Below are 20,091 nucleotides of genomic sequence, written 5' to 3'. Positions count from 1 at the left end.
AACTTCTGAGCAGCTACGGATTGCCTGTGCCGGGATCGGCGCTGCTTCACGAAGCGCCGTCTTGCGGAAGGTTCTGCGCGATGCGCCACAGAACGCCGCTTGGATCGAAGAGCGTGAAGTCTCGCATCCCCCACGGCTGATTTGCCGGTTCGCCGACCTTGACGGCAAAACGAGCGGGCACGCCTGCGGCAAGAATATGCGCGTGCCAGTCGTCGACGTTCTCGACCAGCAAATGCATCTGGAAATTCTTGACGAAGTCAGCCTCGTTGAAGGCTTGCAAGAGAAAGCTCGTTTCTCCATGGCGAACGTAAGCAAGCCCGTCCGATGACCACGGAATCTCGAACCCAAGCGCAAGATAGAACTGCGCCGAAGTCGCAAAGTCGGTGGCAGGCACGAATGCCTTGATTTCGACGGCAGCAAGGTTCATGACGCGAAGAGTCCGGCGACGATGATGATCAGGTGCAGGACGCCGCCAATGCGTGCGTAAAGCTGGAGCGAGATCGAATCGTCGCTAGTGGTCATGCGCTTATCTACTTGTGGAAGGATTCGCGCAGGTTACTGGACCATCCGCGCAGGTGCCCGTGTGCGAAGTCACGCCCACGGAAATTGAGCAACTGTGGGCACGCCGAAGGTGAACTTGGGACCAACGCTTGAGGTAAGCGGCTGCAGCGAAATAGTGATGTTACCGCAACTACTCTGCAGCGCTCCGCTTGAGCGAGTTGCTAGCTCTCAGCTCTATCTTGAGCATGCTGATGGATGTTAGCAAAGAGTCGCGAGACACTTCCCAGTCTTGCCCGGGATCAATGATCAATAGCCACGCTACCGCTCTAACAGCAGCATCCAAGGATGCAAATTCCTGCTTAGTGCGATGCTCGGCAATCCCAATTCCTCTACAAGCGGACAGCCGATTGTGAACTTGATACTCCCAAGCCGAGTTCGCCCGCATAACCACAGCGTACTCGGAAGTTGTATTGGCGTTGCGCGCCTCAGACGCTACATTGCTCAGATGCGACTCAGTATCTCCGACGAGTGCAGTGCAGGACTCCCACGTTTTTTCGGGGTAGGCGCAGCCGGCTAGCCCAAGTGGCAGGAGCAGGAGTGGCAAAAGTCCGACACGCATCATGATCGCGGGGATTAGATCGGCTTAACAAAGCGGCAATGCTAAGTCGGTAATTTCTTGCGTTCTGTATACCGCGTCACGGATGCGGCTCATCCTTGGGCTGGAGGATTCAGGCGCTTGGAGCAACTAACCCCGCCCGCGGCATCCAGAAGCAGGAAACCTAACCTGCTAATTTATTGATTTGGCGGAGAGGGCGAGATTCGAACTCGCGGTCGGATCGCTCCGACGCCGGTTTTCAAGACCGGTGCCTTAAACCGCTCGGCCACCTCTCCGTTATTGCTGTCTTTCAGACTCCATGATCGACCGGCGACGCCGGTTTGACTCCGGGCATCCTGCCCTGCGCCCTGCGGGCCATCGGCTCGCCGATGTTCGCTTCGGCTCCTGCCTCCGCGTTCAAGACCGGTGCCTTAAACCGCTCGGCCACCTCTCCGTTTTGCTCATGTTTCAGACTTCGTGATAGACCGGTGACGCCGGTTTGACTTCGGGCATCCTGCCCTGCGCCCTTCGGGCCATCGGCTTACGCCGATGTTCGCTTCGGCTCCCAGCCTTCGCGTCAAGACCGGTGCCTTAAACCGCTCGGCCACCTCTCCGTTTTACTTAATGTTTTCAGACTTCGTGATCAACCGGCGACGCCGGTTTGACTCCGGGCATCCTGCCCTGCGCCCTGTGGGCCATCGGCTGCGCCGATGTTCGCTTCGGCTCCCAGCCTTCGCGTCAAGACCGGTGCCTTAAACCACTCGGCCACCTCTCCAATTTTCGAGGCGAAGTATACTTGAACGTTCAAATGCCGACCACGTTGTTCTGCACCGCGACCGGCATTCTCTCGGCAAGAAAATCGATCAGTGCGCGCACCGCGGGCAGCACGCCGCGGCGCGAGGGGAACACGCAGTGCACGATGCCTTCGGGCAAGGTCCATCCCTTCAGCAGAATTTCCAGTTCGCCGGCGGCGACGGCGCGTGCGCAGACGCTCTCCGGCAGCAGTGCGATGCCGAGTCCGCTCACTGCCGCCTGGACCATCATCGGAAAATCGCCGCACATCAGGCGCGGTTGGTGTTCGACGCGGTGCACCTGCCCGTCCGGTCCGCTGAGTTCCCAGGTCTGTGTTTCCTGCTCGGCGATGCTGAGCGTGTCGAGGCGCGCGAGGTCTTGGGGATGATCGGGTCGGCCGCGCGTATCGAGATAGGCCGGGCTCGCGACGAGGAACTGGCCGCTGCGGCCGAATGTGCGCAGCACGAGATCGCCATCGGTGTCGAGCTTGAAGCGCACGCGCACGGCGATGTCGACACCTTCGTTGATCAGATCGACGCGCCGGTTGGTGGACAGAATCAGCAGGCGCACCTGCGGATATTTCGCGGCGAACTCGGGCAGGATCGTCGTCATCACATTTTGCGTGAACGAGATCGGGCAGCTGATGCGCACCAGGCCGCGCGGCTCGGTAGTCAACTCCGCGACGGCTTCCTCAGCGGCCTGTGCCTCGGCGATCACGCTCTGGCAGTGTCGATAGAAACGCTGGCCCACTTCGGTGACCGCGAAGCGACGCGTCGAGCGCTGCAGCAGGCGCACGCCGAGGCGCTCTTCGAGCTGCGCAATCCGCCGCGAGAGCCGCGACTTCGGGATATCCAGCGCGCGTCCCGCCGCGGCGAATCCGCCCTTCTCGACGACGATGGAGAAGTAGTAGAGATCGTTCAGATCCTGCACGGCGCACCTCGCATCGTCCCGCCAGCGGAACGCTAGAGCCGATTTTACCCGGCTTATCAAACGAATGTGTTGTCTATAACGTGTAACACCGAAGCGGCCGGCAAGTCCCGTGATCGCATTGAGGACCATTCCCATGAAACTTCTGCATATCGATTCCAGCGTGCTGGGCACGCATTCCGCATCGCGCGAACTGAGCGCGACCGTGGTCAAGACCTGGCAGCAACGTCATCCCGGCGGCGGCGTCGTCTATCGCGATCTGGCGCGCGAACCGCTGGCGCATTTTTCCGCCGAAGTACTCGGCGCACGCATGAACCCGGACGCGCAGCTCAGCGCCGAGCAGCGTCACGATGTCGACGCGGGCAACCGCGCACTGGACGAATTCCTGGCCGCCGACGTGATCGTGATCGGCACGCCGATGTACAACTTCTCCGTACCGAGCCAGCTCAAGGCCTGGATCGATCGCATCCTCGTCGCCGGCACGACCTTCAAGTATTCGGCCAACGGCGTCGAGGGTCTGGCCAAGGGCAAGAAAGTCATCGTCGTCTCCGCGCGCGGCGGTTTCTACAGCGCCGAATCGCCGATGGCCAGCTTCGATTTCCAGGAGTCGTACCTGCGCAAGGTATTCGCCTTCGCCGGAATCAGCGACATCGAATTCGTGCGCGCGGAAGGCTTGAACATCAGCCCCGAGCAGCGCGGCAAGTCGATCGAGTCGGCGCATCACGCGATCCAGAGCGAGTTGCTGGCGGCTTGACCGATCCGCTTCCTGGTCCCCACAAAGCCCGCAGCAATTGCGGGCTTTTTTTTGCTCCTTTTTGCCGTCATTCCGGCGAAAGCCGGAATCCAGCGACTTTGATTATCAACGCGCAATAAAGAAGCGAAGGCACTGGATTCCGGCTTTCGCCGGAATGACGATCCAGGACGGGTTCGACCCGGGGCACCGACCTACGAAATACGTTCAACTCCGCGCATATACGGCTGCAACACCTTCGGCACGCTGATCGAACCATCCGCGTTCTGGTAGTTCTCCATCACCGCGACCAGCGCGCGACCGACCGCGACGCCGGAGCCGTTGAGCGTATGTACCAGTTCGGGTTTGCCGGTTTCCGGGTTGCGCCAACGCGCCTGCATTCGCCGCGCCTGGAAGTCGGTACAGTTCGAGCACGAGGAAATTTCGCGATAGGTGTTCTGTGAAGGCAGCCAGACTTCCAGATCGTAAGTCTTGGCTGCGGCGAAACCCATATCGCCCGTGCATAGCAGGACGCGCCGATACGGCAGCTCCAGTTTCTCCAGCACGACCTCGGCGCATCGCGTCATGCGCTCGTGCTCCTCGGTGCTTTTTGCGGGAGTGGAAACCGTCACCAATTCCACTTTTTCAAACTGATGCTGGCGGATCATTCCGCGCGTGTCCTTGCCGTGGCTGCCGGCCTCGGCGCGAAAGCATGGCGAGTGTGCGGTCATGCGCAGCGGCAGTTTTTCCGCATTGACGATTTCGTTGGCGATGAGATTGGTCAGTGAGACTTCGGCGGTCGGGATCAGATAACGTTTGACTTCGCCAGCGATCGCAAAAAGATCTTCCTCGAATTTCGGCAACTGCCCCGTGCCCCGCATCGTTTCCGGATTCACCAGCAGCGGCACATTGCATTCGAGGTAGCTGTGCTCGCCTGTGTGCAGATCGAGCATAAATTGCGCGAGCGCACGATGCAGTTGCGCGAGCTGGCCGCGCAGCACGGTAAAGCGTGCGCCGGAAAGTTTCGCGCCCGCATCACCATCGAGCCAGCCGTGACGCGCGCCGAGATCGACATGATCCTTGACCGCGAAATCGAATTGGCGCGGCCCGCTCGTACCGGGGACGTTCCACTTGTGGATTTCGACGTTCTGCGTTTCGTCCTTGCCCTGCGGCACAGATGCATCAGCAAGATTGGGGATGCCGAGCGTGACGCGCGCAAGCTCCACCTGAATCTCGCCAAGTCGGTGTTCGTTGTCCTTGAGTTTGTCGCCGATGCCGGCGACTTCGGCCATCAACGCGCTCGTGTCCCCGCCCTTGCCCTTGGCCATGCCGATCGCTTTCGAGCGCGTATTGCGCAGGTTCTGCAATTCCTGCGTTTCGACCTGCACGGCTTTGCGCTGCGCTTCGAGCGTTTCGATCGCGGCCTTGTCGAGTTCATAGCCACGCGCGCGCAAGCGTTCGGCAGTCTCGTCAAGTTGCGTGCGCAGCAATACCGGGTCGAGCATGTGGATACTCAAAAAAAGAAAGGGCGCGGATTATCCCGCGCCCCTGCTTGCGCCGCAATGCGGCGGTGTCGTCAGCGGCGGCGGCGGCGACGTCCGAGCCACCAGGCGATGGCGATACCGGCGAGCAGCCAGCCGACGCCTTGTTCGATCAGGTTGCCAAGCATGAAGTCGGGCGGGAAGCGATACCAATTCCACTGCGGCACGATATTCTCCATCCAGCCAAAAACTCCGAAACCCACGCTGCCGAGCACGCGCTCGCCGAACGTCCATGTGGTCGCGCCGAGCAGCAGCGCGACGATCAATGCGCCGAGAAAATCGCTGCCGAATTGCTTGGCCAGATTCGGACCCATATTGGTCATGTCCTGACCGGCGCTGCTGACGACGACGAAGGCGAACGGATTGGTTTTGGTCTTTTCCGAGTAGGCCTTGACCGTCGGCACATCGCTCATCTTGGCCGGGTCGATACTCGGCAGCATATAGATGCCTGGTTGCGGCAGGCCCGTCGCCACCGCCTGCAGCACCACATCCTCGTTCACCGGCAGACGCATGCCCATTTCGCCTACCGGCAGCAGCATATGCGCGACGAATTCCCACAGGAAAATCACGATGGTGCCCAGCAGCGCGGCAAGGAATACACGCACGAGATTCTCCCCAGTGGTCTACGGTCGCGCGACGCTAGCGCGACAACCCGGCAACCGCAAGCCGCTGCGCAGCATGAAGGGTCAGAAATTCCACGCGAGGATAACGAAACACGGATATTGCTTTTCTCCGTGTTCTTCGTGTCCTCCGTGGTTCAATCTCCGCTTTGGACTTGCTCGACCGCGCCGACCCAGAAGCGCAACAGAAACGCGGCAAGCAAGGCGCAGCCCGAGCCGAAGACGAACGCCGCCATTGGCGACAGGGTCGCCCATAGCCAGCCGAACAGCACCGAGGCCGGCAGCAGCAGGATGCCGACGACGAGGTTGTACCAGCCGAACGCCGTGCCGGATTGCGTGCGCGGTACCATGTCTGCAACCAACGCTTTTTCCGCACCCTCGGTTGCGGCAAGAAACAAGCCATAGCCGGCGAACATCGGCCACAGCAGCCACGGTGTCGCGCTCATCAGGCCGAACAGCAGATAGAAGACCGCGTAAATCGCCCAGCCGCCGACGATCAGCGTGCGCCGGTCGAGCCGGTCCGACAGCGCCGACAGCGGTGTGGAGAATATCGCAGCGACCAGTGAAACCAGCGCCCACAAGATCGGCACCTGTGCGTCGCTCAGGCCAAGGTCTTTCGCACGCAGCAACAAAAACATGTTCGACGAGTTGCCGAGCATGAACAGGCCGAGCACAATCAGGTAGCGCCGGAATTGCGGCGGAAATTCGCGCAGGTTCCAACTGAATCGAAGCGGCGTCGCACTGGGTTTGATCTCAGGCTCGACGATGGCGAACGACAGCCAGAGCACGATCAGTGCCGGCACGATCGCCGCGAACAGGACGTGGCGCAGCGGCATACCGAGCGCGAGCAAGGCCGCCGCAATCAGCGGGCCGATTACCGCGCCGAAATTGTCCATCGCGCGATGGAAGCCAAAGGCAAGGCCGCGCTGATCGGGCGCAACGCTGTGCACCAGCAGCGCGTCACGCGGCGCGGTGCGCAGCCCCTTGCCGACGCGATCGGCGACGCGGCAGACAAGCACGCCGAACCAGCTCGACGCGAACGCGATCAGCGGCCGCGCAAGCCCGGCGATGCCGTAGCCGGCGACGACCCAGTATTTCACCTTGCGCGTGCGATCGGCCATCACGCCGGCGACGAGCTTGAGCAGACTTGATACCGCCTCGGCGATGCCTTCGATCAGGCCCAGCGCCCTGGGACCGGCCATCAGCACGCTGGTCAAATACAAGGGCACCAGCGGATAGATCATGTCGCTCGCGCTGTCGTTGACCAGACTGATCAGCCCGAGCAGCCACACCGTGCGCGGCAGGCGCCGGATCGCCGCGATCATCCGCCCTCGCCTTTCTTCGCCTGCGCCTGCGCGCGCGCTGCACGGATCGAATGCAACTTTTCGCGAATCCGGCCTTCGAGTCCACGCTCGGTCGGCTGATAGAACTCGCGCCCGGCGAGCGCGTCGGGCAGGCATTGCTGATCGAACGCGATGCCGCCTTCGACATCATGGTCGTAGCGATATTCCTTGCCGTAGCCGAGCCCCTTCATCAATTTGGTCGGCGCATTGCGCAAATGCAGCGGCACATCGAGTGTGCCGGTTTCGCGGATCACGCTTTGTACTTCGCCGAACGCGGCATAGGCGGCATTGCTCTTGGCCGCTATCGCGAGATAAATCGCGACTTCGGCCAAGGCCAGTTCGCCTTCGGGTGAGCCGAGCCGCTCGAACGTATCCCAGGCTTCGAGCGCGATTTGCAGCGCGCGCGGATCGGCCAGACCGATATCCTCGATCGCCATGCGCGTGAGCCGGCGCGCGAGATAGGCCGGATCGACACCGCCATCGAGCATGCGCGTGCACCAGTACAGCGCCGCGTCGGCGTCGGACGAGCGCACCGATTTATGCAGCGCGGAAATCTGATCGTAGAACTGTTCGCCGCCCTTGTCGAAGCGGCGCGTGCGGTCCGCCAGCACCTGGGTCAGCGTCGCCTCTTCTATACAATTATCCTTTGCCACATCGTCAGCGATTTCGAGCAGGGTCAACGCGCGCCGCACATCACCATCGGCAGCCTGCGCGATCAGAGCCAGCGCATCGTCGCCGATCAACAGGTGCTTTTCGCCGAGGCCGCGCTCGCTGTCGCCCAACGCGCGCTTGAGTGCGGCGACGATCGCGTCCACCGACACCGCGTCCATCACGTGCACACGGCAGCGCGACAGCAAGGCGGAATTCAATTCGAACGAAGGATTCTCCGTCGTCGCGCCGACGAACAGGATCACGCCTTTTTCGATATGCGGCAGGAATGCATCCTGCTGCGCCTTGTTGAAGCGATGCACCTCGTCGACGAACAGCACGCTGCGTTCGCCCTGGGCAAAGCTGACTTCGGCTTCGGCCAGCGCCGCGCGCACATCGGCCAGGCCCGACAGCACGGCGGAAATCGCGCGGAAGCGCGCGTTGGCGTATTTCGCCAGCAGCAACGCCAGCGTCGTCTTGCCGCAGCCAGGCGGCCCCCACAGGATCATCGAATGCACGTGCCCGGCTTCGATCGAACGGCGCAGCGGTGCGTCGGGTCCGAGCAGGCGTTGCTGACCGACAATCTCGTCCAGAACGCGCGGACGCATGCGCTCCGCCAGCGGTTTCAGCGCCTGCGATTCGCTGAAAAGTTCGGACGACGGGGAGGGTTTGCGGCGCGACATACGCGCATCATACGCGATGCGTTTGGCGCGACCGCCCAGACTGCGGCCCGCCGCGAGCATGCGGGCCGGCTATAATTGCGCCCCATGTCGAGCACCGCTTCCACCTCATCTCTCTGGAATTTGTACGAACCGAAGTTGTGGACGGTTCTGCGCCGCGGCTACCACCTCGATGATCTGCGCCATGATGCGTTGGCCGGATTGACCGTCGCGATCGTCGCGTTGCCACTGGCGATGGCGCTGGCGATCGCCTCGGGCAGCACGCCGGAAAAAGGCCTGCATACGGCGATCGTCGCCGGATTTCTGATTTCGTTCCTCGGCGGCTCGCGCGTACAGATCGGCGGCCCGACTGCGGCATTCATTCCGGTCGTGTTCAACGTCATCGACAAATTCGGCTACGGCGGCCTGATCCTGTGCACGCTGCTGGCCGGCTTCATGCTGATCGCCGCAGGCATCCTGCGCCTCGGTACGCTGCTCAAGTACGTCCCGAAACCGGTCGTGACCGGATTTACTTCGGGCATCGCGGTCAGCATTTTCGCGAGCCAGGTGAAAGACCTGCTCGGCCTGCGCATGGGCGCGGTGCCGGCCGAATTCTTCGCGCGCTGCAAGGCTTATTTCGTGCACCTGCCCGACCTCACGCCCGCGGCGCTCGCAATCTCGGTCGGCAGCGTGGTCGTGATCGCGATGCTGCGCCGTCGACGGCCGCTGTGGCCCGGCTTTCTGATCGCAGTCGCGGTCGCCACAGCGTTGTGCATGTTGTTCGCGTTGCCGGTCGAGACGATCGGCAGCCGTTTCGGCGGCATTCCCGCGGCGCTGCCGCAGTTCGCGATTCCGCACATACCATTCGAGCGCACGACCGAACTGTTTCCTAGTTCGTTCACGATCGCGTTTCTCGCCGGCGTGGAATCCCTGCTGTCCGCGGTCGTCGCCGACGGCATGATCGGCGCACGCCATCGCTCGAATGCCGAACTCGTCGCCCAGGGCTGCGCGAACATCGGCTCGGCATTGTTCGGCGGCCTGCCGGCCACAGGCGCAATCGCACGCACCGCAACGAACATCCGCGCGGGCGGGCACACTCCCGTCGCCGGCATGCTGCACGCGGCGTTTCTGCTCGTGTTCATGCTCGTGCTGGCGCCGCTGATGCGCTACGTGCCGCTGGCCGCGCTCGCGGCGGTGCTGCTGATCGTCGCCTGGAACATGGCCGAGATCGAAAGCTTCCGCCATCTGATGCGCGGGCCGGTCGGCGACCGCGTGGTGCTGCTGCTCGTTTTCACGCTGACCGTGATGTTCGACCTCACCGTTGCGATCGAAGTCGGCCTGGTGCTCGCCTCGTTCCTGTTCATGCACCGCATGAGCGAAGTGGTCGCGATGCAATCGAATATTTCATTGCTCGACGAGGATCGCGTCGACACGAACGACATGCCCGATCCCGACCAGCGTGCGCGCCTGCCCGCCGGCGTCGAGGCGTTCCAGATTTCCGGGCCGTTGTTCTTCGCGGTCGCCAATCGTCTCGACGATGTGCTCAACCAGTTTCCGGTCGCACCGCGCGTCTTCATCCTGCGCTTGCGCCTGGTGCCGCTGATCGACAGCAGCGGCGTGAGTGCGCTGCGCGAATTCATCAAGCGCTGTCAGCGCAACGGCACGCGCGTGATCTTGTCGGGTCTGTGCGAACAGCCGCGGCGCATACTCGCGCAGATGGAGCTGCATCCGGACGGCAAGCAGTTGCGCTTCGCCGACGATTTCGCCCAGGCGCTGCAGTTCGCGCGCGACGATATCGAATCTACTGCTTGAGCGGATGCACCTCGGCGGCCGGCGTCGGATCGCCGATCACGTCGACACCTTTGGGCACGCTGAACTTGAACGCGTCACCGGCGAGCTTCGAATTGCGCTGCCAGTTGGCGAAGACGATTTCCGTACTGTTTCCCAAAGTATCCTTGAACGCCATGCGCGCAAGACCCGAGGCATTGAAGCCAAGGTCGGCATATTCGAATTGCGGTTCCTTGTCCCTCGACTTCAGGCGCAGCCAGACCAGGCCATCGTGTTCGCCCTGTTCGCTGGCGGTGAAATCGCGATCGAGCTGGGACAAGTCGGTCAGCACGGTCAGCGGACTGTGGCTCTCTTCCGTGCCCTGCGCACGCACCGTGACCTGCTCAAGATCGGGATCGTAAACCCACACCTTGTCGCCATCGGCGATGATCAACTGCTTGAACGGCGCCGTCGTTTCCCAGCGGAACTGACGCGGCGCCTTCAACGCCAGCGTGCCGCGGCTGGTCTTGCCTGCGCCGCCATTCATGTCCAGCACATGCTGCTCGAAACTCGCCGAGATCGACTTGAGGTCTTTCGAAAACGCGTCGAGGTGCGCACGCGCGCTGTCGGCAGCGGATGCGGCAACGGAAACGACCAGCAGGATCAGGCATGTAATCGTACGCATGCAAAACTCGTTGTGGAGAATGGCTGGAGGATTATCCGCGCGGCTTCATGAACCGCCGCCGGCATCAGTTTGCAGCTGGCGATGCGAGATTGCGAAGCACGTGCCGAAGTACGTGCTGGCGAAGGCGGCCCGAAATTTTACCCAGGCGCTGCGCGTCACGCGCATCTATAGTCGCCATCTTGGTCGGACGAATCACCGATGCGGCGGGCAGGCCCGCCATTAGCAGATTCAGAATCCCGATATCGCCACCCCACCCGCGATTCTCCGCGCTGGTGATCATCAACACCCAGACGAGTCCATGTTCCTGCTGCAAGCGCGGCTCGGAAATGACCAGAGCGGGCCGATGCTGTCGTGTCGCACGATCCGTATAGGGAAACGGCACACGGACGACATCGCCCGGCTCAAAGCTTGGCATAGGCGCGGCGATCGGCTTCGCTGGCCCATTCCCCGAACGTGTGGAACGGGTCGTCTATCGGCGCGGTCTCTTTCTTGGCCAGGGTGACGCGATCGCCCTTGATCTCGTAGACGATCTCGTCGCCCTCGCGCACGCCAAGCGCCTTGCGCACCGGCTGCGGCACGGTGGTTTGCGCCTTGCTCGTCAGTTTGCTCGAAATCATGCGCGCAGTGTAAGGAAATTCCTTACTGCACGCAAGTCGAACTTGGCAAACCCGATCTGGAAAGTGGGCGCGGCTGCTTTGGACCTAACTACAAACATTTACGCTCGTTACAGCTCCGGCGGCGGGGGCGCGAGCACTTCGCGATTGCCGTTATGCTGCGGCGGACTGACGATGCCTTGGACCTCCATCATCTCGATCAGGCTCGCGGCAAGGCTGTAGCCGATCTTGAGGCGTCGCTGCACGCCGGATATCGATGCGCGGCGCGACGCGGTGACGATCGTGACGGCCTGGTCGTAAAGTTCGTCGGAATAGCCATCGCCTTCACCAGGCGACTGCACTTCGGCAATGAATCCGTGCTTGTAATCAGGCATGCTCTGACTGCGCAGATGACTAACGACCTTGTGGACTTCCTTGTCCGCACACATCGCAATGCGAGCAAATGAAAGGGTTGGTCTTGTATCGCCGATCCGGCTGTCCATATTGCGTCTGATGCAAATAGCGCCCTCTCCGTTTTAAGCATTTGGGGCATTTCGGACGGCCTAAAACAGTCACAACGAAAATAGCAACCAGCGTGATCCCGATAATGACGATATAAAGTGCGGGATCACCGCGCATGATTTTCAAACCTCCGGCGGTGGCGGTGCCAACACTTCGCGGTTGCCGTTGTGCTGCGGCGCGCTGACGATGCCCTGGGCCTCCATCATTTCGATCAGGCGCGCGGCGCGGTTATAGCCGATCTTCAGGCGCCGCTGCACGCCGGAGATCGATGCACGACGCGACTCGGTGACGATGGCGACCGCCTTGTCGTAGAGTTCGTCGGTGTCGCCATCGGCGTCCTCGTTGTCTTCCGGCAAGCCCGATTCGCCGACCACGCGGCCATCGCCGAGCGATTGCACCTCGCCGACCACGCCGGCGATGTAGTCCGGCTTGCCCTGGCTGCGCAGATGCTTGACCACCTTGTGCACTTCCTCGTCGCTGACGAAGGCGCCGTGCACGCGCTCGGGTGTCGCCGTGCCGGGCGGCAGGTAGAGCATGTCGCCGTGGCCGAGCAGCGCCTCGGCGCCGCTCTGGTCGAGGATTGTGCGCGAGTCGATCTTGCTCGACACCTGGAACGCGATGCGCGTCGGGATATTCGCCTTGATCAGGCCGGTGATCACGTCCACCGACGGCCGTTGCGTGGCGAGAATCAGATGCACGCCGGCCGCACGTGCCTTCTGCGCCAGACGCGCGATGAGTTCCTCGACCTTCTTGCCGACGATCATCATCATGTCGGCGAATTCGTCGATGATGATGACGATGTACGGCAGCGGTTCGAGCAGCGGCGCGACCTCGTTGGGGAAATCCGGCTTCGGCTGGAACAACGGATCCGACATCGGCTGGCCCGCGTCCTGCGCGTCCTTGACCTTGCGATTGAAACCCGCGAGGTTGCGCACGCCGACAATGGACATCAGCTTGTAGCGCCGCTCCATCTCGGCCACGCACCACCGCAGTCCATTGGCGGCATCTTTCATGTCGGTGATGACCGGCCACAACAGATGCGGGATGCCTTCGTAGACCGACAGCTCGAGCATCTTCGGGTCGATCATCAGCATGCGCACTTCGCGCGCCGTGGCCTTGTACAGCAAGCTCAGTACCATCGCGTTGACCGCGACGGACTTGCCCGAGCCCGTCGTGCCGGCGACCAGCAGATGCGGCATCTTGGCCAGATCGACGACCACGGGACGGCCGCCGATATCCTTGCCCAGCGCGAGCGCCAACGGCGATTTGGTGCTGTCGTATTTTTCCGATTTGAGGATTTCGGACAGATACACGACTTCGCGATTGGCGTTGGGGATTTCCAGACCGATCACCGATTTGCCCGGAATCACGTCGACCACGCGCACGCTGATCACCGACAGTCCGCGCGCGATGTCCTTGTCGAGATTGGAAATCTGGCTGCCCTTGATGCCCGGTGCGGGCTGCAATTCGAAGCGCGTGATGATCGGGCCCGGATGCGCGCTGACCACCTGCGCGTCGATGCGGAAATCCTTGAGCTTGAATTCGACCTGGCGCGACAACGCATCCAGCGCTTCTTCCGAATAACCCTTGACCTGCTGCTGCGGCTCATCGAGCAGCGACAGCGGCGGCAGATCCGATGAGGCGATGCCGGAAAACAGCGGTATCTGCTGCTCGCTCTCGGCGCGCTTGCTCTTCTCGATCGGCGCGAGGGTGGGTTCGATCTTGAGCGGTTCGCGCCGCGATTGTTTGACCGTGTCGACCTTGCGCACTTCCTCGCGCTCGAAGCGCGCAGCGCGCGCGACGCGCACGTCCTCCACTTTCTTCGCGCTTGTGCCGAGCCAGCCGAACATGAAATACACGCCGCGGCCGATCGCATCCATGAGCTTGAACCACGACAACCCCGTGGCCAGCGTGACGGCAATCAGGAACAGCGCGAGCAGGAATAACGTCGCGCCCGGAAAACTGAAGCCGCGCATCAGCGGATTGGCGACTGCTTGGCCGAGAATGCCGCCTGCCTTGGCCGGCAGCGCGTCGGATCCGTCGAAATGCAGGTACGCCAGACCGCTGCCGCCGATAAAGAACGCAACCCCACCGATCAGACGCAGCGCGGGTTCCAGCGCGGAATCCGAATCGTTGCCACGATCGCGGAACAACGCCCAGCCGACTCCGAGCAGCAGCAGTGGAAATGCATAGGCGAGATAGCCGAACAGGTAGAACACCAGGTCGGCGATATACGCGCCGATCCTGCCGCCGATGTTGTGCAACTTGCCGGTCGCGGAGGTTGCGTGCGACCAGGCTGGATCCTGCGGGCTATAGCTCGCCAGACAGGCAAGCAGATACACGACCAAGGTCAGCAGCGCGATGATCGCAACTTCGCGCAAGACGCGCTGCATGACCGTGACCGACCCCGTGCCCGATTTGGAGAGAGTGCTTCTGGATTCGCGCGCCACCGCGTGATTCTACCTTAAGTTAGTCCATTAACAGTTTGTTTTTGAGAAATATTTCTCAAAGCTTCATGCCTTTCAGCGCCGGATGAATAATGTCGCCGCTCTCGACGTTGATGCCACTCTTGAGCGGCACGAATTTGCGCCACTGCTTGTCCGCAGCCAAACGCTGCACGTACGGCAGGATCGCCGCACAGATTGCTTCGGACGCGGTCTGCGGTACGGCGCCCGGCATATTGGTCACCGCGAAATGAGTCACGCCATCGACCAGATAAGTCGGATTCTTGTAGGTCGTCGGCCGCGAGGTCTCGAAGCAGCCGCCCTGGTCGATCGAGATATCGACGAGCACGCTGCCCTTCTCCATCGTCTTGACCATCGCACGCGTGACCACGTGCGGCGCCTTCGCGCTCGGAATCAGCACGGCGCCGATGACGAGGTCGGCCGAGGCGACTTCGCGCGCGACATATTCCTCGTACGGGTACAGCGCGGTAACGTTGGGCGCGAGGTTCATCATCTCGCGCAGGCGATCCTGACGCTTTTCGAACACGATGACGTTGGCGCCACCGGCCGCAGCCAGCTCCGCCGAATTGCGCCCCGCTGCGCCCGCGCCGAACACGACGACCTTGCCGCGTCCGGTCGACGGCAGACCGCCAAGCAACTTGCCCTTGCCGCCGGCCGGCTGATGCAGCAGATGCGTGCCGATCTGCACCGCAATGCGTCCGGCGATGATCGACATCGGTGCGAGCAGCGGCAGCGAGCCGTCGGCTTCCTCGACCGACTCGAACGCGATGCCGGTAAGGCCGATATCGAGCAGACGCTGGGTCAGCTTCGGATCGGGCGCGAGATGCAGATAGCAGAACAGCAGATGATCCTTGCGCAGATATCGCAGGTCGCCAGAGATCGGCTCCTTGACCTTGACGATCAGTTCGCCGACTTCGTAGAGCTTTCTTGCGGTCGGCATCAGTGTCACGCCGACACGCGTGTACTGTTCATTGGAAAAACCGCTCTTCTCGCCCGCGCCTTCCTGCACATAGACTTCGTGGCCACGGTGCACGAGATCCGCGCAAGCGGCGGGCACGAGCGCGACGCGCCCTTCCAGGGTTTTGGTTTCCGACGGAACGCCAATACGCATACGGTTCTCCGAAGATAAGGGATGACGGACTTGAACTTTGAACTTGAATCCGCACGCGAGGCGCCCCATGCTTCGGGTTCCCCTTTTACGCGCGTCTCAAAGGCCGCTTCAGTAGCGAGAATTATACATGAGCACTCCCAAGCATAGCCGCCTGATCATTCTCGGCTCCGGTCCCGCCGGCTATACCGCTGCGGTCTATGCCGCGCGCGCGAACCTGAAACCCGTACTGATCACCGGCCTGCAGCAAGGCGGCCAGCTGATGACCACGACTGACGTGGACAACTGGCCGGGCGATGTCGAGGGTCTGCAGGGACCGGCACTGATGGAGCGCATGCTGCAGCACGCGGCGCGTTTCGAAACCGAAATCGTGTTCGATCATATCCACACCGCCGAATTGTCGAGCAAGCCGATCCGCCTCGTTGGCGACAGCGGCGAATACACCTGCGACGCGCTCATCATTGCCACCGGCGCTACCGCGAAATACCTCGGCATTCCGTCCGAGGACAAGTTCAAGGGTCAGGGCGTGTCGGCCTGTGCGACTTGCGACGGGTTCTTCTTCCGCGATCAGGAAGTCGCGGTGATCGGCGGCGGCAACACCGCGGTCGAGGAAGCGCTGTATCTGGCGAATATCGCCAAAAAAGTTACCGTCGTGCATCGGCGCGACAAATTCAAGGCCGAGAAAATCCTGCAGGACAAGCTCTTTGCGAAGCAGCAAAGTGGAAAAGTGGACATTGTCTGGCACAACTCTGTCGACGAGGTGCTCGGCAACGACAGCGGCGTGACCGGTCTGCGCCTGAAGAACGTGCAGGACAATTCGACGCGTGAGCTGACCATCCACGGTATGTTCGTCGCGATCGGGCACACGCCGAATACCGCGCTGTTCGACGGTCAGCTGCATATGAACAACGGCTACATCAAGATCAAGGCCGGCCTCGAAGGCGGCGCCACTGCGACCAGCGCGCCAGGCGTATTCGCCGCAGGCGATGTGGCCGACCAAGTCTATCGTCAGGCCGTGACCTCGGCCGGGTTCGGCTGCATGGCGGCGCTGGATGCGGAGAAGTATCTCGATAAATTAGGGTTAGCTGGATAGGCGTGCCCCCAGCTATTGCTGCCCTGCTCGTCATTCCGGCGAAAGCCGGAATCCAGCACTTTGTTTCCCATGGACGCGAGAAAGAATGGAAGACACTGGATGACCAGCTTCGCTGTTGTAAAGCAATTCCGGCTTGCGCCGGAATGACACGTGAGTAAGTCTTCGGCAACCCTACCGAATGACAATCAATTTCCAAGCCCGCTTCCACTCCCGCCTCGATGAAATCGATGCGGCCAAATGGAATGCGTTGCTAGCGGACGACAATCCGTTTCTCGCGCACGCCTTTCTGTCCGGGCTCGAACAAACGGGTAGCCTGCGCGCCGAGTACGGCTGGCGCGCCCATCACCTGGGTCTGTATAAAAATGCAGAATTGGCCGCCGCCGCGCCGCTGTATCTGAAGCGCAACTCACACGGCGAATACGTGTTCGACTGGTCCTGGGCCAGCGCCTACGAACGCGTCGGCCTCGACTACTATCCGAAGCTGCTCGGCGCCATACCCTACTCGCCGGTCAATGGCGCACGTCTGCTGGCCGGATGCGGCGCCGATGCGGCGGGGTTGCGCGGCCAGCTGCTCGCGGCAATCGTTGCCGAGATCAAGCGCGCCGGCCTTTCCTCCGCGCATATCAATTTTGTCGATGCCGCCGATGCCGAGGCGCTCGAACAGGCGGGCTGGATCCCGCGCTTCGACTGGCAATTCCACTGGACAAACGCACCGGTCGAAGCCGGCGGTTGGCGAACCTTCGACGAATTTCTCGCCGCGCTCAGTCACAAGAAACGCAAGAATATCCGCCATGAGCGCGCGCAGGTCGCGCAGGCCGGGATCGTCTGCGAGTTGCGTCACGGCGACGAACTGAGCGTCGACGAGTGGCGCAGCATCCATCAACTGTATCTGCGCACGTTTGCCGAACGCGGCAATCATCCCGCGCTGACCGAAGCGTTCTTCCGCCACCTCGGCGCAACGATGCCGCGCCAGGTGATCGTCGTGCTGTGCAAACGCGGTGATGCGCTCGTTGCAATGGCGCTGCTGTTACGCTCGTCTGACACGCTGTACGGCCGTTATTGGGGCAGCGACGAAAACATTCCCAGCCTGCATTTCGAAGCCTGCTACTACCAGGGCATCGACTACTGCCTGCGTCATGGCCTGAAAATCTTCGAGCCCGGCGCGCAGGGCGAGCACAAGATCGCGCGCGGGTTTCTGCCGACGATGACACGCTCGTTCCACTATATTGCCGATCCGCGTTTCCGCGCCGCGGTGCGCGAGGCGCTCGCGCGCGAGGGCGAGGCCCTGCTCGATTATCGCGAAGAGCTGATGGCGCATTCGCCGTATGCGCATCAGTCGCCTTGTGGCCCAGGGGTACCCAACCCTCCCCTTGAAGGGGAGGGCTCATAGTGATTCGGATTCCGATCCTGCATGCCGGACTGCGCGAGGCATTTCCACCAGTGCACAGCGCATTCGACGAGCCCAACGGCCTGCTTGCCGCCGGTGGCGACCTGTCGCCGCAGCGCCTGCTCGACGCCTATCGTCACGGCATCTTTCCCTGGTACTCGACCGGTGAGCCCATCCTGTGGTGGTCGCCCGATCCGCGCATGGTATTTGCGACCGACAAAGTACATGTTTCCACAAAGTTGCAGCGTTGGCTGCGCACCTGCGCATGGACGATCCGTGCCGACACGGCATTTGTCGAAGTGATGCGCGCCTGTGCGGCGCCGCGTGTGCAGCAGCCGGGCACCTGGATCACGCCGGCGATGCTCGACGCCTACACGACGCTGCACAAACTCGGACATGCGCATTGCGTCGAAGTCTACGACGACACCGCCCTGGTCGGCGGCATCTACGGCGTCGCGGTCGGCCGCATGTTCTTCGGCGAATCGATGTTCAGCGCGCGCACGAACGGCTCCAAGGTTGCCTTGGTCGCGCTGTGTCGCGCGTTGCGCGAATGGGGGTTCCCGTTGCTCGATGCGCAGGTCGCATCGCCGCATCTGGTCTCGATGGGCGCATTCGAGGTCCCGCGCGATCGTTTTGTGGCGACGGTCGCGACGCGTGTCGCACAGGCGGGAATCGTCGGCTCATGGCGCGATCGGCTGCCGATAACGCAGGCCAGCGGCCTCGTCTGATCCACGATTTCGCTTCCCGTACCCGCGCGAACGTGGCAGAATCCCGCGCCTTATCGGTACTTGTGCGTTCCTCGTTGAACGCAAAGATCAAAAAGCGGCGGTCCTTGGCTGCACTTGGGTTTGATTTGTTGCGTTCATCCCTGAACGCGAAAGTCACGAAGCGTCCATCCCTGGCCGCACTTTTCAACTAGAAGCGAATGGCAAAAGACGATCAAATCGAAATGGAAGGCACGGTGCTCGACACCCTGCCCAACACCATGTTCCGCGTGCAACTCGAAAACGGCCATGTCGTCACGGCGCACATCTCCGGCCGCATGCGCAAGAACTACATCCGCATCCTGACCGGCGACAAGGTCAAGGTCGAAATGACGCCGTACGATCTGACCAAGGGTCGCATCACCTACCGCATGAAGTGACGCCACGATGGCGTAAGTTGTAGGCTGGGTTGAGCGTTAGCGAAGCCCAGCAGAAACTTCATGGGATTGGCGAACCGCTGGGCTTCGCTGACGCTCAACCCAGCCTACGAACCTAGGCCGTCCACGATCTGAGCCGCGATCAAACCACCACCGGCAACTTCTCGTCCGCTTCCACGCGCACATCGAGCTTGCCGTCCACGACGCTCAGATAGACGCGACCACCCTCGTCGGCGAGCTTGCCAAACAGCAGTTCGTCGGCGAGCGGGCGTTTGACGTTTTCCTGGATCACGCGCGCCATCGGCCGCGCGCCCATCTGCCTGTCGAAACCGTTCTCGGCCAGCCAGCGGCGCGCCTCAGGATCGACGTGCAGCACGACGCGCTTCTCGGTCAATTGCAGTTCGAGTTCGATCAGGAACTTGTCGACCACGCGCAGGATGTGCTCAAAATCGAGCGAGGCGAACTGGATGATCGCATCGAGACGATTGCGGAATTCCGGCGAGAACGCGCGGCGCACGGTTTCCATCGCGTCGGTTGCGTGGCTCTGTTCGACGAAACCGATGGATCGCCTCGCGGCCTGCGCCGCTCCTGCATTCGTGGTCATCACCAGAATGACGTTGCGGAAATTCGCTTCGCGGCCGTTGGTATCGGTGAGTTTGCCGTGATCCATGATCTGCAACAGGATGTTGTACACGTCCGGATGCGCCTTCTCGATCTCGTCGAGCAGCAGCACGCAGTGCGGCGTCTTGACGATCTTCTCGGTCAACAGGCCGCCCTGGTCGAAACCGACATAGCCCGGAGGCGCGCCGAGCAGGCGCGATACCGAATGCGATTCCATGTATTCGGACATGTCGAAGCGCACGAGCTCGATGCCGAGCTGCATCGCGAGTTGCCGCGTGACTTCGGTCTTGCCGACGCCGGTCGGACCAGCGAACAGGAAGTTACCGATCGGTTTGTCGGGCTGTCCAAGGCCG

Annotated in this window: 18 protein-coding genes, 1 tRNA gene and 1 pseudogene; 6 read left to right on the top strand and 14 right to left on the bottom strand. The window is 61.8% G+C overall.

Going from position 1 to position 20,091, the window contains the following annotated elements; all coding sequences use genetic code 11:
• Positions 1-46: 46 nt before the first annotated feature.
• The 3 genes from VIE67_RS11510 to VIE67_RS11500 form a co-directional block, all read right to left on the bottom strand.
• Complete coding sequence (locus tag VIE67_RS11510; protein ID WP_332026323.1) at positions 47-427, bottom strand: VOC family protein; 381 nt, start codon at positions 425-427, stop codon at positions 47-49.
• 875 nt (positions 428-1,302) lie between these two features.
• Positions 1,303-1,392 (bottom strand) — tRNA-Ser (locus VIE67_RS11505).
• Between the two features lie 508 nt (positions 1,393-1,900).
• Positions 1,901-2,818, bottom strand: a complete 918-nt coding sequence (locus VIE67_RS11500; RefSeq protein WP_332026321.1) for a LysR substrate-binding domain-containing protein — start codon at positions 2,816-2,818, stop codon at positions 1,901-1,903.
• A gap of 133 nt (positions 2,819-2,951) precedes the next feature.
• On the opposite strand from VIE67_RS11500, the gene VIE67_RS11495 reads away from it, so the two are divergent.
• Positions 2,952-3,569 (top strand): FMN-dependent NADH-azoreductase, encoded by a 618-nt coding sequence (locus VIE67_RS11495; RefSeq protein ID WP_332026317.1) that lies wholly within the window; start codon positions 2,952-2,954, stop codon positions 3,567-3,569.
• Positions 3,570-3,760: 191 nt separating this feature from the next.
• On the opposite strand, the gene serS is transcribed toward VIE67_RS11495, so the two are convergent.
• The 4 genes from serS to VIE67_RS11475 form a co-directional block, all read right to left on the bottom strand.
• Complete coding sequence (serS, locus tag VIE67_RS11490; protein ID WP_332026315.1) at positions 3,761-5,050, bottom strand: serine--tRNA ligase; 1,290 nt, start codon at positions 5,048-5,050, stop codon at positions 3,761-3,763.
• A gap of 71 nt (positions 5,051-5,121) precedes the next feature.
• Complete coding sequence (locus VIE67_RS11485; protein WP_332026313.1) at positions 5,122-5,691, bottom strand: hypothetical protein; 570 nt, start codon at positions 5,689-5,691, stop codon at positions 5,122-5,124.
• Between the two features lie 152 nt (positions 5,692-5,843).
• Entirely contained in the window at positions 5,844-7,031 is a 1,188-nt protein-coding gene (locus VIE67_RS11480) for an MFS transporter (protein ID WP_332026312.1), read from the bottom strand.
• Positions 7,028-8,380, bottom strand: coding sequence for a replication-associated recombination protein A (locus VIE67_RS11475; RefSeq protein ID WP_332026364.1), 1,353 nt, complete (start codon positions 8,378-8,380; stop codon positions 7,028-7,030). Before VIE67_RS11475 ends, VIE67_RS11480 begins: the two co-directional genes overlap by 4 nt.
• Before the next feature lie 84 nt (positions 8,381-8,464).
• On the opposite strand from VIE67_RS11475, the gene VIE67_RS11470 reads away from it, so the two are divergent.
• Positions 8,465-10,168 carry a SulP family inorganic anion transporter gene (locus tag VIE67_RS11470; RefSeq protein ID WP_332026310.1) on the top strand — a complete coding sequence of 568 codons (1,704 nt, stop codon included), beginning with the start codon at positions 8,465-8,467 and terminating at the stop codon, positions 10,166-10,168.
• On the opposite strand, the gene lolA is transcribed toward VIE67_RS11470, so the two are convergent.
• The 6 genes and pseudogenes from lolA to ald all read right to left on the bottom strand — a co-directional run bounded on the left by lolA (position 10,158) and on the right by ald (position 15,499).
• On the bottom strand, positions 10,158-10,808 hold the full coding sequence (gene lolA, locus VIE67_RS11465; RefSeq protein ID WP_332026308.1) for an outer membrane lipoprotein periplasmic chaperone LolA: 651 nt from the start codon (positions 10,806-10,808) through the stop codon (positions 10,158-10,160). The two genes, VIE67_RS11470 and lolA, sit on opposite strands and share 11 nt — an antisense overlap.
• Before the next feature lie 64 nt (positions 10,809-10,872).
• Positions 10,873-11,223 carry a type II toxin-antitoxin system PemK/MazF family toxin gene (locus VIE67_RS11460; protein WP_332026306.1) on the bottom strand — a complete coding sequence of 117 codons (351 nt, stop codon included), beginning with the start codon at positions 11,221-11,223 and terminating at the stop codon, positions 10,873-10,875.
• Positions 11,210-11,425, bottom strand: coding sequence for a type II toxin-antitoxin system PrlF family antitoxin (locus VIE67_RS11455; RefSeq protein WP_332026304.1), 216 nt, complete (start codon positions 11,423-11,425; stop codon positions 11,210-11,212). Before VIE67_RS11455 ends, VIE67_RS11460 begins: the two co-directional genes overlap by 14 nt.
• Before the next feature lie 107 nt (positions 11,426-11,532).
• Positions 11,533-11,853: pseudogene (locus VIE67_RS11450) on the bottom strand (DNA translocase FtsK); the annotation flags it as partial.
• Between the two features lie 192 nt (positions 11,854-12,045).
• A complete protein-coding gene (locus VIE67_RS11445; RefSeq protein WP_414707350.1) occupies positions 12,046-14,316 on the bottom strand; it encodes a DNA translocase FtsK in 2,271 nt (756 codons plus the stop codon).
• A 112-nt stretch (positions 14,317-14,428) separates the two neighbouring features.
• On the bottom strand, positions 14,429-15,499 hold the full coding sequence (gene ald, locus VIE67_RS11440) for an alanine dehydrogenase (protein ID WP_332026302.1): 1,071 nt from the start codon (positions 15,497-15,499) through the stop codon (positions 14,429-14,431).
• A gap of 127 nt (positions 15,500-15,626) precedes the next feature.
• On the opposite strand from ald, the gene trxB reads away from it, so the two are divergent.
• From trxB to infA, 4 genes are all read left to right on the top strand, one after another.
• On the top strand, positions 15,627-16,589 hold the full coding sequence (gene trxB, locus VIE67_RS11435; protein ID WP_332026300.1) for a thioredoxin-disulfide reductase: 963 nt from the start codon (positions 15,627-15,629) through the stop codon (positions 16,587-16,589).
• Positions 16,590-16,767: 178 nt separating this feature from the next.
• Positions 16,768-17,979, top strand: coding sequence for a GNAT family N-acetyltransferase (locus tag VIE67_RS11430; RefSeq protein ID WP_332026298.1), 1,212 nt, complete (start codon positions 16,768-16,770; stop codon positions 17,977-17,979).
• Entirely contained in the window at positions 17,979-18,704 is a 726-nt protein-coding gene (gene aat / locus VIE67_RS11425) for a leucyl/phenylalanyl-tRNA--protein transferase (protein ID WP_414707349.1), read from the top strand. Before VIE67_RS11430 ends, aat begins: the two co-directional genes overlap by 1 nt.
• 197 nt (positions 18,705-18,901) lie before the next feature.
• The gene (gene infA / locus VIE67_RS11420) at positions 18,902-19,120 is read left to right on the top strand and encodes a translation initiation factor IF-1 (RefSeq protein ID WP_332026296.1); all 219 of its coding nucleotides are present in this window, start codon (positions 18,902-18,904) and stop codon (positions 19,118-19,120) included.
• A 139-nt stretch (positions 19,121-19,259) separates the two neighbouring features.
• Here the strand turns inward: infA and VIE67_RS11415 are convergent.
• Positions 19,260-20,091, bottom strand: an 832-nt coding sequence (locus tag VIE67_RS11415; protein WP_332026295.1) for an AAA family ATPase, incomplete at its 5' end; no start/stop codon positions are given.

Origin of the sequence: Rudaea sp. (genome assembly GCF_036560865.1) — a bacterium.
Taxonomy (GTDB): domain Bacteria; phylum Pseudomonadota; class Gammaproteobacteria; order Xanthomonadales; family Rhodanobacteraceae; genus Rudaea.
Note: the sequence above shows the minus strand (reverse complement) of the source record. Positions and strands in the feature narration are given on the sequence as shown.